Raw genomic sequence first — 13,091 nt, forward strand, 5'->3', positions numbered from 1 at the left:
TTCGTGAAATAACACTGAAAAAAGCTGAACTTCCGGCTATGCGTCGGCTTCTATAGCCCGTTAGCCTATTCACGACCCTATAACTCCGTTTGCAAAGGATGTTTCACATGAAGCGCTTGTTCTGTTTGGCTGCGATTGCGGCCGCTATGTTGGGACACTCTGTTTCAGCCCAGGCCGCTGGCCTGGAGTTCGGCTTGGGGAGCACCAGCGATTCGACGCTGACCTACCGCCTGGGCCTGACCTCCGATTGGGACAAAAGCTGGATGCAGAGCAATGTCGGCCGACTGACCGGCTACTGGAGCGGCGCCTATACCTATTGGGAAGGCGATGACCGCGCAGGCGCCAGCAGCCTGTCGTTCTCGCCGGTATTTGTGTATGAGTTTGCCGGCGAGTCGGTCAAGCCCTACATCGAAGCCGGTATCGGCGTGGCGTTGTTCTCCCGCACTCGGCTGGAAGACAACAACATTGGCCAGTCCTTCCAGTTCGAAGACCGCCTGGGTTTCGGCCTGCGGTTCAACGGCGGGCATGAAGTGGGCATTCGTGCCACCCACTATTCCAACGCCGGCATCAGCAGCAATAACGATGGGGTAGAGAGCTACTCGCTGCACTACACCATGCCGTTGTAATGCACTGTAGGAGCGAGCTTGCTCGCGAAGAACCTCAACGATAACGCAGCGAATCGGGTTTAACGCGGCGCTCTCAGGTTTTTCGCGAGCAAGCTCGCTCCTACAACATCAGCGGTAGGCCGTGGTAATCCCTTCGCGCTCTTCAAGGCATTCCGGTGCCCCCATCTCGAACTCCCGGCAAATCAGCGGCCGCAGCTCATAAATCGTGCACATCATCGTGTCGCGGTCCAACGCTGCGCACCAGCCGTCGTCCAGGCGCAGCATTACCTCACCTCCCCAATCGTCGGTATCGATAAAACGTTGCGGCACGCCAGTGTCGGTGATCAGCATGACTTCCAGCTGGCAGCAACAGGCCGCGCACGTCGAGCAGGTGACGGGTTCGGTGATTTGAATGTGAGGGATGTTGGTCATAGGCGCGCAGTGTAAGGCAAGTGCGCTAGATGCGTATAAATGCTCGGACGGGCGTCAATGCTCCAGCCTCTGAGCAATCCTGTGCAACAGCGGAAAGAGCATGGCCCATAACAGCGCCAGGCCGATCAGCGTCGTTGCCGTGCCGTAGGTAAAACTCACGCCTGCCAATTGACTGCCGGCGTAATAAGACAACGGCCCGCCCACTGCGCCCAGCAGGCTAGCCAGCCACCCGGGCTGTGCGCTCCAGGCCAGGCAATGCCGCAAGGTGGTGGCCAGCAAGGCCCATAACAATATCAGCCACAGCGGAATCAGTGGCCCCGGCGTATTGAACTCAAACACGCCAAGCCCACGCAATGCCGTATCGACCAGTGTACCCAGCACCGTCACGGCCAGAATCACTTGCCCATCCCTGGCCCAGGAACTTATCCACAGCAGGTGCGCGCCCAGCGCCGCGATGCCGATCAGCAGCCAGCGGCTGTCGCCGCCGAGCACGCAGGCAAACCAGCCGCACTGAAACAGCACGGCGTTGGCCAGGGATTTAAGCACTGAAACGCCCGAGCAGCGGTGGATTGATCGCCGCCGGTTTGGCCAGCAGCAACTGTGCGGTGCCGATGGTGCGCTCCATAAAGCCGCCTTCGCAGTAGCACAGGTAAAACTCCCACAGGCGCAGGAAGTATTCGTCATAACCCAGCTCCGCAAGACGGCCATGGGCGCGGCGAAAGTTTTCATGCCACAGGCGCAGGGTGCGGGCGTAGTGCAGGCCGAAGTCTTCCATGTGCAGCAGGTTCATGTCGGTGTCGCGGCTGACGATCTGCAGCATGTTTTGTACACAGGGCAGCGCGCCGCCGGGGAAGATGTAGCGCTGGATAAAGTCGACGCTACGCTTGGCCTGTTCAAAGCGCTGTTCACGAATGGTGATGGCTTGCAGCAGCATCAAGCCGTCGGGCTTGAGCAACTGTGCGCACTGTTTGAAATAGGTGGGCAGGAAACGATGGCCCACCGCTTCAATCATTTCGATCGACACCAGTTTGTCGTACTCACCGGTGAGGTCGCGATAATCGCTCAGCAGCACCGTCACTTGGTCTTGCAGGCCCAGCGCCTCAATACGCTGCGCGGTGTAGGCGAACTGTTCCTTGGACAAGGTCGTGGTGGTGACCCGGCAACCGTAGTGCTGCGCGGCATACAACGCCATGCTGCCCCAGCCGGTGCCGATTTCCAGCAGATGGTCGCTGGGCTTGAGCGCCAGTTTCTGGCAGATGCGCGCCAACTTGTTCAGTTGTGCCTGTTCCAAGGTGTCGTCCGGCGTGAGGAACTGCGCCGCCGAGTACATCATGGTGGGGTCGAGAAATTCTTCGAACAGGTCGTTGCCCAGGTCGTAATGGGCGGCGATGTTTTTTTGCGAGCCTTTGCGCGTGTTGCGGTTGAGCCAGTGCAGGCCCTGGGTGAACGGCCGGGCCAGGCGAGCGAGGCCGCCTTCCATGGCGTCGAGCACCTCCAGGTTGCTGACCATCACCCGCACCACGGCGGTGAGGTCGGGGCTGGTCCAATAACCATGGATAAACGCTTCGCCAGCGCCGATCGAGCCATTGGCGGCCACCAGGCCCCAAACCGCCGCATCGAGAATCTGGATCTCGCCCAGCAGGTGCGCTTCCCGTGCGCCGAAGACTTGCCGCTCGCCATCCTCGATGATCACCAGTTGGCCATGGCGCAATTGGCTGAGCTGGCGCAACACGCCTTTGCGCAACAGCGCAGCGGTCATGCCGTTGACGTTCAGGCGGTTAGCCTTGACCGATAAGCTAGGGGATTTCATGGTGGCGATCCTTGGTATACCCGTCTGCGGTGCGAGAGGCGCCATCGGCGCCCTGGTGGGAAAAAATCGGTGTGCGTTTGAGCAGCAGGCGCAAGGCTTGCCAGTAGATCGCAAGGCCGGTCTTGGCGGTCATCCAGGGAAAGCGCCACAAATAGCGATGCAGGCTGGCGCGGCTCAGTGCCTGTTTTTCCAGGCTCAAGGTGGCGTCGAAGACTTTTTGCGTGCCCTGCCAATCGGCCATATGCACGCCGAGCCGGGCGGCGGGCGGGCTGAAACTCATGCGGTATTCCAGGTCGCGAGGCAAAAACGGCGACACATGGAAGGCCTTGGCCACGGCGAAATGCTGGTGCTCGTCGGCGCCCAGTGCCTGGGCGGGCAGCACGTAGTGATAGCGCTCGCGCCATGGGGTGTTGGTCACTTCACACAGGATCGCGGCCAGTTGCCCGTCAGCCTCGAAGCAGTAGAAGAAACTCACCGGGTTAAAAGCCAGGCCCCAACTGCGGGCCTGGGTCAGCAGGCAGATAGCGCCCTGGGGTGTTTGCCCCAGAGCCTTGCCGACTGCGTGGCGCACGGCATCGCTTAAGCTCATGCCGTGGCGCGTGAATTCACGCAGGTAATCCTGCTGGCGGAAACCGAAAGGCGCCAGGCGCCCCGTGCCGGCCAGCGGCGAGAGCCCCAGTACTTCATCCTCTTCGCTGAGGTCCAGGTACAGCAGGCCGATGCGGTAGCGAAAGGCGTGGGCCTTGGGCGTAAACCGCCGATGGGCGATCCAGCCGCTGTAAAGGGCGCTGTTCACAGGGTTTCCCCAAAAGCCTTGGCCACACGCAGGGCGCTGACCACGCCGTCTTCGTGAAAGCCGTTGGCCCAGTAGGCCCCGCAGTAAAAGGTATTGCGCACGCCGTGCAATTCTTCCCAGCGTGCCTGCGCCGCCACTGCGGCCAGGCTGTATTGCGGATGGGCGTAGGTGTAGCGCGCCAGGATCTTCAGTGGGTTGATCATCGGCGTCTGGTTGAGGCTGACGCAAAAGGTGGTGGCGCTGTCGATGCCTTGCAGGATGTTCATGTCATAGGTGACGGCGGCCTGTTGTTGCGCGCTGCCCGTCAGCCGGTAGTTCCAGCTGGCCCAGGCCAGTTTGCGGTCGGGCAGCAGGCGGGTGTCGGTGTGCAGCACCACGTCGTTGTCGGCGTAGGGCAGGGCACCGAGGATCTGTTGTTCGGCCTGGCTGGGGTCATCGAGCAAGGCCAGGGCCTGATCGCTGTGGCAGGCGAATACCACGCGGTCAAAGGTTTCGCTGCCGGCCGGGCTGTGGATAACTACACCTTCGTCGCTGCGTTGCACCTTATGCACAGGGCAGTTGAGCCGTATCTGTTCGCGAAAGCTGCGGGTCAGCGGCTCGATATAACGGCTGGAACCGCCTTCGATCACGCACCATTGCGGGCGGTTGCTCACCGAGAGCAAGCCGTGGTTCTTGAAGAAGCGCACAAAAAACTGCAGCGGAAACTTGAGCATATCGGCCAGGGACATCGACCAGATGGCAGCGCCCATCGGCACGATGTAATGCCGGATAAACCTGGGGCCATAGCCGCCAGCGGTGAGGTAATCGCCCAGGGTCATGTCGGCGCTGATGCGCTGCTCTTGCAAGTCCAGGGGCGCCTGGCGATTGAAGCGCAGGATATCGCGCAACATGCCCCAGAATCCCGGCGACAGAATATTGCGGCGCTGGGCAAACAGGCTGTTGAGGTTGTTGCCGTTGTACTCAAAGCCTGTGCTTTGGTCGCACACCGAAAAACTCATCTCGGTGGGTTTGAACCTGACCCCGATCTGCTCCAGCAGACGGATGAAGTTCGGGTAGGTCCAGTCGTTGAACACAATGAAGCCCGTGTCCACCGCATAGCTTTTGCCGTCGACCGTCACGTTGGCCGTATGGGTATGCCCGCCAATGCAGTCACTGGCTTCAAACAGCGTAATGTCGTGGCGACGGCTGAGCAGGTAGGCGCTGGTCAGCCCGGCGATGCCGCTGCCGATAATGGCGATCTTCACAGGTCGTCCTTCTTCGGTGGCGGGCTGCGCAGCATGCGTTTGCCGATGATCAATTGCGCGCGGTTGGGCAGCTTCGACAGCGGCCACAAGGTGGCAATGAACATGGCCGGAAAGGCGATTTCCAGCGGGCGTTTTTCCAGCTTGGCGAAGATGTGTTTCGCCGCTTTGTCGGCCGGCCAGCTCAAGGGCATGGGGAAATCATTACGTTCGGTCAGCGGCGTGTCGACAAAGCCCGGGCTGATCACGGTGACGTCGATGTTTTCCGGCGACAGGCCGATACGCAGGGATTCGAACAAGTAACGCAGGCCGGCCTTGGACGCGCCGTAGGCTTCGGCGCGGGGCATGGGCAGGTAGGTCACGGCGCTGGCCACGCCCACCAGGTGCGGGGTACGCCCGGCGCGCAACAGCGGCAGCGCGGCCTCGATGCAATAACTGCTGGCCAGCAGGTTGGTGCGCACCACGTGCTCGATGATCGAGGCGTCAAATTGCCGGGCGTCGACGTATTCACAAGTGCCGGCGTTGAGGATCACCGTGTCCAGCGAACCCCAGTCCTGCTTGATACGCTCGCCGATCTCGCGCACGGTCTGGCTGTTGGTCAGGTCGCCGGCCACCACCAGCACCTGGCCTGGATAACGAAGGGCGAGAGCTTCCAGCGGGCCTTGGGTGCGGGAACTGAGGGCCACGTGGGCGCCGCTGTCGAGCAACTCCACGGCCAGCGCCGCACCGATACCACTGCTGGCGCCGGTCAGCCAATAACGACGGGGCGGTGTAAGGCTCATCCCATTCTCCTTTTCAGCCAACGAATAACGCGACCCAGTAGGGGGACATGTTCATAGAGCAGGGCGCCGGCATCGAAATAGTCGCGATGGCGGTAAACCGTGTCGTGCCACATCAAATGGGAACAGCCTGGCACCTCGATCACCTGGCCGCCGGACAGGCGTGGGTGACTAAAACGCATAGTCCAGCGCAGGTAGCCCTCGCCTTCGGCCACGGTATCGAAGCCGTGGAAGTCAAAGTGCAGCGCGCTGACGTTGCTGTACAAGTCGGCAAAGTAACGCCGCAATGCGGGCAGGCCCTGGACTTGATGCAGGGGATCGGCAAAGGCGATGTCCTCGCTGTACAGGCTGCCGAGCAGGTGCAGGTTATGCTTGTCCAGCGTGGCGAAGGTGTTGGCGAACTGGCGCAGGAAGTCACTCATGTTCGGCCATCTCCTGGCGCGACGGCAGCCGGCGAAAGGCAGCCAAGGCGCGCTCGCGGGACTGTTTCAAATCGACAATGGCACGCGGGTAATCCGCCACGCCGAACAGGCCACCTGCCGCTTCGGGGTTGTGCACTTGTTTTTTATTCAGCGCGGCCAGCTCCGGGAGCCAGCGTTTGATGAACACGCCGTCGCCGTCGAATTTTTCCGATTGGCTCAGCGGGCTGAATATCCGGAAATACGGCGCCGAGTCGGTGCCGGTGGACGAACTCCACTGCCAGCCGCCGTTGTTGGCTGCCAGGTCGCCATCGATGAGGTGGCGCATAAAGAAGCGCTCACCTTCGCGCCAGTCGATCAGCAGGTTTTTGGTCAGGAACATCGCCACCACCATGCGCAGGCGGTTGTGCATCCAGCCGGTTTCCAGCAGTTGGCGCATGGCCGCGTCGATGATCGGCAAGCCGGTGCGCGCCTGTTGCCAGGCGGCCAGGTCTTCGGGCGCCTTGCGCCAGGCCAGCGCTTCGGTTTCGGGGCGAAACGCGCGGTGGCGGGAAACCCGAGGGTAGCCCACCAGAATGTGTTTGTAGAACTCGCGCCACAGCAGCTCGTTGATCCAGGTGATGGCGCCGATGTCGCCGCTTTCGAACTCGCCCTGGTTGGTTTGCAGCGCGGCGTGCAAGCACTGGCGCGGCGAAACCACACCGGCGGCCAGGTAGGCAGAAAGCTGACTGGTGCCGGGCTTGGCCGGAAAGTCGCGTTCGTCCTTGTAATAGCTGATCTGCTGATCGGCGAAGGCATCGAGGCGACGGCGCGCTTCGTCTTCGCCTGCGGGCCAGAGCGCACGCAAGGTTTCGCTGGGTGTAGGGAACCCTTCGACTGTCGTCGGCACAGGGTCGCTCTTCACGCCAAGTTCGGCCTGGGCCTTTGGCGTCGGCACCAGGCGGGGAAGGGCGCTGTGCAGGCGGCTGTAGCAGACCTTGCGGAACTGGCTGAACACCTGGAAGTAGGTGCCAGTCTTGGTCAGCACGCTGCCCGGCTGGAAAAACAGTTGGTCCAGGTAGCTGTGGAAGGTCACGCCGTCCACTTCCAAGGCCTGGGCCACGGCGCTGTCGCGGCGGCTCTCGTGAATGCCGTATTCCTCGTTGACGTGTACCGACTCCACCGACAGCTCGCGGCACAGTTGGCTCAGCACCGTCGGCGCCTGGTCCCAGGTCGCGGCGTGGCGGATTAACAGCGGAATGTTGAGGTCGCCCAGTGCCTGGCTCAGGTGCTGCAGGTTGCGCAGCCAGAAATCGACTTTGCACGGTGCGTCATCGTGGGCCAGCCATTGCTCGGGGGTGATCAGGTAAACAGCCGCGACGGGGCCGCGCTGGCTCGCGGCAGCCAGGGCAGTGTTGTCGTGCAGGCGCAAGTCGGTGCGCAGCCAGATCAGATGCATTTAGACAATTCCACGCTGGATCAATAATTGATGGGCCGACAACAGGTCCTCGGCCACGGACAACTCCGGGATGTCCTGGGTTAATACGCCCAACTCGGCGTGGTGGATGCACACCGTTGGTCCGGCAATCACGGTTGGGCAGCTAATGCCGCCCAGCAGTTTGCTGAGTGCCGGCACCTGCAGGGCCTTGCTCGAATACAGCAGCACCGCACGCGGTTGCAGGTGTTCCACCGCCAGGGCGAGTTCGCCGACCGGCAGCGGCCAATCGAACACTTCCACCGGGCAATCGGCACTGCTGGCCAGCCAGGCGCTGAGCCACAGGTGCGGTTCCAGGGGCAGGTCGGAATGATTGACCAGCAACAGCGGCGCGCCGTGGAGTTGACGATTGTTGTGATAGATCCGTGCGCCGAACTTGCTGCGCAACCAGGACAGGAAAAACACCCGCTCCATCTGCGCGCCGAACTGGCCCTGCCAGCGCTGTTCCAGCTCGTTGAGCAGCGGCAGCATCAGTTGCTCGCACAAGGTGCGCGGCGGGTACAGCGCCATGGCCTGGTTGAACGCGTCATCGACCCGGCGCTCGGCCAGTTCACTGATGGCACTCACCAAATGCTGGCGCAGACTCTGCCACTCGTTTTCCATCGGCTCCGGGCTGCCTTGGGCGGAGTCGATCAGCCCCTTGACCTGGCTGACCGGCACGCCGCGATTGAGCCAGGTGAGGATGGCCTGGATGCGTTGCACGTGTTCGGCGCTGAACAACCGATGCCCCTTGGGTGTGCGCTGGGGCACGATGAGGCCATAGCGGCGCTCCCATGCACGCAGCGTCACCGCGTTCACGCCGGTCTGGCGCGCCACTTCGCGGATCGGCAGCCAGCCGTTTTCCAGGGCGTGGGCGAGGTCTTCGCCGGGTTCGTCGAGCAGGGCAGGTTTCATGGGTTAGATCGCATTACGCAGGCTGAGGTTTTCCGGGTGCGGTTGCAGGTAGGCCTGCTGCGCGATGTAGCGGTCCGGGTGTTGGCGAAAGTGGTGCTTGAGCAGGGTCAGCGGCACCACCAGCGGCACGATGCCGTGGCGGTATTGGCCGATGACGGTCTGCATTTCCTGTTTGTCATCGGCACTGATGGCCTGCTTGAGGTAGCCGCTGATGTGTTGCAGCACATTGGTATGGGTGCCGCGCGTCGCACATTTTTTCAGGCCCGCCATCAGTTCGCTGAAATAGCCGTCGGCCAACGCGTGCAGGTCAATGCCCTTGCCCATGCTGCCGAGCAAGTGGCCCAGGCTTTTGTAATGCGCAGGGCTGTGGGCCATCAGCAGGTACTTGTAGCGCGCGTGAAACGTCAGCAAGCGGTGACGGGTAAGCCCGTCGGCCAGCAGTTGCTGCCAACTGGCGTACACAAATACCCGGGTGAGGAAGTTTTCCCGCAGCACTGGGTCGTTGAGGCGACCGTCTTCTTCCGCCGGCAGGTTGGGGTGGCGGGCACAAAACGCTTGGGCGTAAATGCCACGCCCGCCACCGTCAACAGGCGTGCCGTTGTCGCGGTACACCTTGACGCGCTCCAGGCCGCAGGACGGTGACTTTTGCATGAAGATGTAGCCGCACAGGTCGGTGTGTTCCCGGGCCATTTGCTGGCCGTAAGCATCCAGTGGCTGCGTGACATTGAGCGCAGGGTTTACGCTGCCCACGGCCTGCGGATGGTCGGGGTCACCGACCAGGCGGATTGCTTGGCGAGGAATGCCCAGGCCGATGGCAACTTCAGGGCACAGTGGGACAAAATCGAAATAGTCACTGAGGGTCTGGCTGCACAGCAGGGACTGTTTATGCCCGCCGTTGAAGCGCACGTTCTCACCCAGAAGGCAGGCGCTGATGGCGATCTTCGGTTTCGCGTGGCTGGACATAAGCAAACCTCTGCAAGAATCCTGTACAAGCCACAAAGCTTGTACAACTAAATCTCATCATAGGCTCGATGTTGTACAAGTCAAATAATTTGTACAGGTTTGTGCGGGTGCGTTATTTCCAGCCGATTTTCCAGTCTTCAGCGTTTTTCAACGTCTCCCAGGGCAGGCGTTCGGCGCGCCGGGTGAGGATGGCTTGCAGTTCGATGTCCAGCACTGTGCCCTCGTCGTCACGGAACAACTCGGTGACCAGAAAGTGTTTTTCCTTGTGGCGAGGATGGGCTGCCGTCCATTTTGACAGCAGCAGTTTGGCGGGGTTGATGCGGTTCATTGCAGGTGCTCGATCAAGCGTCGCGCCGCTTCCTGGCCACTGAGCCAGGCACCTTCCACCCGACCGGAGAGGCACCAGTCGCCGCAGACGAACAAGCCCAGGTCGGCGTCGGCTAGCACACCGAACTCATGGCTGCTGGAGGGGCGTGCGTAGAGCCAGCGATGCGCCAGGCTGAATGACGGCGCGGGCATGGCGCTGTGCAGCAATTCGGCAAAGGCGCCGTGCAGGTGTTCGATCACCGCTTCCTTGGGCAGGTCCAGGTGGGCCTTGCTCCAGGCGCTGGTGGCGTGCAGCACCCAAGTGTCGAGGGTGGTGTCGCGCCCGGGTTTACTGCGGTTGCGCGCCAGCCAGTCGAGGGGGCTGTCTTGCACGAAGCAGCCTTCCATCGGCGTATCCAGAGGCTTGTCGAACGCCAGGGCGATGGCCCAGGTCGGGTCCATTTTCACCCCGGCGGCGGCGCTCGCCAGCTTGGGCGCAGCGGCCAGCAGGGCGGTGGCTTGGGGCGCTGGCGTGGCGATGATCACATGGCTGAAAGGGCCGTGATTGCCGCCGTCCGCGTCGAGCAGGTTCCAGTGCTGCGTGCCCTGGAAGACTTCGGTGATGCGGCAACCGAACTCCACCGGCAAGTCGTCGAGCAGGGCGCGGGTGATGGCGCTCATGCGCGGCGTACCCACCCAGCGGATTTGCTCGTCGGGGGAGGGCGTCAGTTGGCCGGACTTGAAGTTATACAACTGCGGCTTCCATTGCTCGGCCCAGCCGTTGCTCTGCCAGCGCTGCACTTCGTTGACGAAGCGCCGGTCGCGGGCGGTGAAGTATTGCGCACCCATGTCCAGCGCACCGGCGTCGCTGCGCTTGCTGGACATGCGGCCACCGCTGCCGCGGCTTTTATCGAAAAGTTGTACTGCGTGCCCGGCGTCTTGTAACGCTCGGGCGGCGGAGAGACCGGCGATGCCGGTACCAATGATCGCGATGGGGACAGTCATGGGAGGCCTCGTTTTACCGTTGGGTACAGACTACGCCGACACCAATAGCTGTACAATATTGTTTTTTGGTATAAGTTTTGGCGTGCCTGATTGTGTGGCGTGACCTATGGTTAAGCTAAGGCTTAAACCCCCGTCACGCTCAATTATCAAATTGATCCCTGCTTATAAAATAGACCAGTGAGCGGCGGCGAACGTTACATGAGGAGAGTCCCATGCATATTTTGCTGACCGGCGGTACCGGCTTGATCGGTCGCCAACTCTGCAAGCACTGGCTCGCACAAGGGCATCGCCTGACCGTATGGAGCCGGCAACCGGAAACGGTCGCCCAGCTGTGCGGCGAGCAGGTGCTCGGGGTGGCGCGTTTGCAAGAGGTGATTGGCGCGGTGGACGCGGTAGTCAACCTGGCAGGCGCGCCTATCGCCGACCGGCCTTGGACCCACAAGCGCAAGGCATTGCTGTGGAACAGTCGCATTCACCTCACCGAAACCTTGCTGGCCTGGATGGAAAGCCTGGAGCAGAAACCGGCGGTGCTGATCTCCGGTTCTGCGGTGGGTTGGTACGGCGATGGCGGCGAGCGCGAACTGACCGAAGCCAGCGGCCCGGTGCTGGATGATTTCCCCAGCCAGTTGTGTATCGCCTGGGAGGAAACCGCCCAGCGTGCCGAAGCCTTTGGCATTCGTGTGGTGCTGGTGCGTACGGGGTTGGTGCTGTCTGCCGAGGGCGGCTTTTTGTCGCGCCTGCTGCTGCCATTCAAACTGGCGCTGGGCGGGCCGATTGGCAACGGGCGGCAGTGGATGCCATGGGTGCATATCAAGGATCAAATCGCCCTGATTGATTTTCTTCTGCACAAGCAAGAGGCCAACGGTCCTTATAATGCCTGCGCGCCACACCCGGTGCGCAACCGCGAATTTGCCAAGACCTTGGGCCAGGTGCTGCACCGCCCGGCGTTCATGCCGATGCCGGCATTTGCGTTGAAGGTTGGCCTGGGTGAGTTGTCCGGCTTGTTGCTGGGCGGGCAAAAGGCCTTGCCTGAACGGTTGCAGGCCGCAGGTTTCACTTTCCAGTTCACTGAGTTGCGTGCGGCTCTGGACGACTTGTCCAGCCGCCTCTAAAGATAGGATGTTGCATGACCGATCACGCGTTGTTACTGGTCAACCTGGGTTCGCCAAAGTCCACCTCCGTGGCCGATGTGCGCAGCTACCTCAATCAGTTCCTGATGGACCCTTATGTGATCGACCTGCCGTGGCCGGTGCGGCGCCTGCTGGTGTCGCTGATCCTGATCAAGCGCCCCGAGCAATCGGCCCATGCCTATGCATCGATCTGGTGGGACGAGGGTTCGCCGCTGGTGGTGCTGAGCCGCCGCCTGCAACAGCAGATGACCGCGCAGTGGACCCAGGGCCCGGTGGAATTGGCGATGCGTTATGGCGAGCCGTCCCTGGAAACGGTCCTGACACGCTTGGCTGCCCAGGGTATTCAAAAAATCACATTGGCGCCGTTGTACCCGCAGTTTGCCGACAGCACCGTGACCACGGTGATAGAGGAAGCCAAGCGAGTGGTGCGCGACAAACGACTGAGTGTGCAGTTTTCGATCCTGCAACCGTTCTACGATCAGCCTGAGTACCTGGATGCGCTGGCGGCGAGTGTGCGCGCTTATGTGGAGCAGGATTACGATCACTTGCTGCTCAGCTTCCATGGTTTGCCTGAGCGTCACCTGACCAAGCTCGACCCCACGGGCCAGCACTGCTTCAAAGACGCCGATTGCTGCAAGAATGCATCCCCCGAGGTGCTTGCCACTTGTTATCGCGCGCAGTGTTTCAGCGTGGCGCGGGACGTGGCCGCGCGGTTGGGTTTGCCGGAGGGTAAGTGGTCGGTGGCGTTCCAGTCCCGCCTGGGGCGGGCCAAGTGGATCGAACCCTACACCGAGGCGCGCCTTGAGGCATTGGCCCAGCAAGGCGTGAAGAAGCTGTTGGTGATGTGCCCGGCGTTTGTCGCCGATTGCATTGAGACGCTGGAGGAAATTGGTGATCGCGGTCGCGAGCAATTTCGTGAAGCGGGGGGCGAGGAGTTGGTGTTGGTGCCTTGCCTGAATGATGAGCCGCAGTGGGCGGCGGCGCTTAATACCCTGTGCGAACGGGCGCCGGTTGCCTTGTAAACGGGGCCTGGGGTGACCCAATTGTGGGAGCTGGCTTGCCTGCGATGGCGGCCTGCCAACCGGCGGCTATCTACCTGACGCCCCAACGATCCTAGTGTGGGAGCTGGCTTGCCTGCGATTGCGGCCTGCCAGCCGACGCCCAGCTACCTGACACCCCAACGATCCTAGTGTGGGAGCGGGCTTGCTCGCGAAGGCGGCCTGGCAGGCGACACTGT

15 protein-coding genes are annotated in these 13,091 nt (G+C 61.8%); 3 read left to right on the top strand and 12 right to left on the bottom strand.

Annotated features, from left to right (window positions below; genetic code table 11):
- The first annotated feature begins 107 nt into the window (after positions 1 to 107).
- The gene (locus HU731_RS19760) at positions 108 to 626 is read left to right on the top strand and encodes an acyloxyacyl hydrolase (protein ID WP_014716838.1); all 519 of its coding nucleotides are present in this window, start codon (positions 108 to 110) and stop codon (positions 624 to 626) included.
- A 108-nt stretch (positions 627 to 734) separates the two neighbouring features.
- Here HU731_RS19760 and HU731_RS19765 read toward each other — a convergent pair whose 3' ends face one another.
- From HU731_RS19765 to HU731_RS19820, 12 genes are all read right to left on the bottom strand, one after another.
- Positions 735 to 1,037, bottom strand: coding sequence for a YkgJ family cysteine cluster protein (locus HU731_RS19765; RefSeq protein WP_003188364.1), 303 nt, complete (start codon positions 1,035 to 1,037; stop codon positions 735 to 737).
- Positions 1,038 to 1,091: 54 nt separating this feature from the next.
- The gene (locus HU731_RS19770; RefSeq protein ID WP_186608436.1) at positions 1,092 to 1,583 is read right to left on the bottom strand and encodes a DUF2878 domain-containing protein; all 492 of its coding nucleotides are present in this window, start codon (positions 1,581 to 1,583) and stop codon (positions 1,092 to 1,094) included.
- On the bottom strand, positions 1,576 to 2,847 hold the full coding sequence (locus HU731_RS19775; protein WP_020302482.1) for an SAM-dependent methyltransferase: 1,272 nt from the start codon (positions 2,845 to 2,847) through the stop codon (positions 1,576 to 1,578). Before HU731_RS19775 ends, HU731_RS19770 begins: the two co-directional genes overlap by 8 nt.
- Positions 2,834 to 3,643, bottom strand: a complete 810-nt coding sequence (locus HU731_RS19780; RefSeq protein ID WP_186608435.1) for a DUF1365 domain-containing protein — start codon at positions 3,641 to 3,643, stop codon at positions 2,834 to 2,836. Before HU731_RS19780 ends, HU731_RS19775 begins: the two co-directional genes overlap by 14 nt.
- Entirely contained in the window at positions 3,640 to 4,887 is a 1,248-nt protein-coding gene (locus HU731_RS19785; protein WP_186608434.1) for an NAD(P)/FAD-dependent oxidoreductase, read from the bottom strand. Before HU731_RS19785 ends, HU731_RS19780 begins: the two co-directional genes overlap by 4 nt.
- Positions 4,884 to 5,666 (bottom strand): SDR family NAD(P)-dependent oxidoreductase, encoded by a 783-nt coding sequence (locus HU731_RS19790; RefSeq protein ID WP_186608433.1) that lies wholly within the window; start codon positions 5,664 to 5,666, stop codon positions 4,884 to 4,886. The genes HU731_RS19785 and HU731_RS19790 overlap by 4 nt, the downstream gene beginning before the upstream one ends.
- On the bottom strand, positions 5,663 to 6,085 hold the full coding sequence (locus HU731_RS19795; RefSeq protein WP_186608432.1) for a nuclear transport factor 2 family protein: 423 nt from the start codon (positions 6,083 to 6,085) through the stop codon (positions 5,663 to 5,665). Before HU731_RS19795 ends, HU731_RS19790 begins: the two co-directional genes overlap by 4 nt.
- The gene (gene phrB, locus HU731_RS19800) at positions 6,078 to 7,520 is read right to left on the bottom strand and encodes a deoxyribodipyrimidine photo-lyase (RefSeq protein WP_186608431.1); all 1,443 of its coding nucleotides are present in this window, start codon (positions 7,518 to 7,520) and stop codon (positions 6,078 to 6,080) included. Before phrB ends, HU731_RS19795 begins: the two co-directional genes overlap by 8 nt.
- Positions 7,521 to 8,450, bottom strand: coding sequence for a MerR family transcriptional regulator (locus HU731_RS19805; RefSeq protein WP_047712553.1), 930 nt, complete (start codon positions 8,448 to 8,450; stop codon positions 7,521 to 7,523). It lies immediately after the preceding gene.
- Positions 8,451 to 8,453: 3 nt separating this feature from the next.
- Positions 8,454 to 9,413 carry a YbgA family protein gene (locus HU731_RS19810; protein ID WP_186608430.1) on the bottom strand — a complete coding sequence of 320 codons (960 nt, stop codon included), beginning with the start codon at positions 9,411 to 9,413 and terminating at the stop codon, positions 8,454 to 8,456.
- Between the two features lie 112 nt (positions 9,414 to 9,525).
- A complete protein-coding gene (locus HU731_RS19815; RefSeq protein WP_032893646.1) occupies positions 9,526 to 9,741 on the bottom strand; it encodes a TIGR02450 family Trp-rich protein in 216 nt (71 codons plus the stop codon).
- Positions 9,738 to 10,724 (bottom strand): NAD(P)/FAD-dependent oxidoreductase, encoded by a 987-nt coding sequence (locus HU731_RS19820; protein WP_014716849.1) that lies wholly within the window; start codon positions 10,722 to 10,724, stop codon positions 9,738 to 9,740. Before HU731_RS19820 ends, HU731_RS19815 begins: the two co-directional genes overlap by 4 nt.
- A 212-nt stretch (positions 10,725 to 10,936) precedes the next feature.
- Here HU731_RS19820 and HU731_RS19825 point away from each other — a divergent pair, with 212 nt between their 5' ends.
- Together HU731_RS19825 and hemH are read left to right on the top strand one after the other, a co-directional pair.
- Positions 10,937 to 11,836: a TIGR01777 family oxidoreductase gene (locus HU731_RS19825; RefSeq protein WP_186608429.1), complete on the top strand. Its 900-nt coding sequence runs from the start codon at positions 10,937 to 10,939 to the stop codon at positions 11,834 to 11,836.
- Positions 11,837 to 11,850: 14 nt separating this feature from the next.
- A complete protein-coding gene (gene hemH / locus HU731_RS19830) occupies positions 11,851 to 12,876 on the top strand; it encodes a ferrochelatase (protein WP_186608428.1) in 1,026 nt (341 codons plus the stop codon).
- The last annotated feature ends 215 nt before the right edge of the window (positions 12,877 to 13,091 follow it).

It is taken from the genome of Pseudomonas salmasensis (genome assembly GCF_014268375.2).
Classification (GTDB): domain Bacteria; phylum Pseudomonadota; class Gammaproteobacteria; order Pseudomonadales; family Pseudomonadaceae; genus Aquipseudomonas; species Aquipseudomonas salmasensis.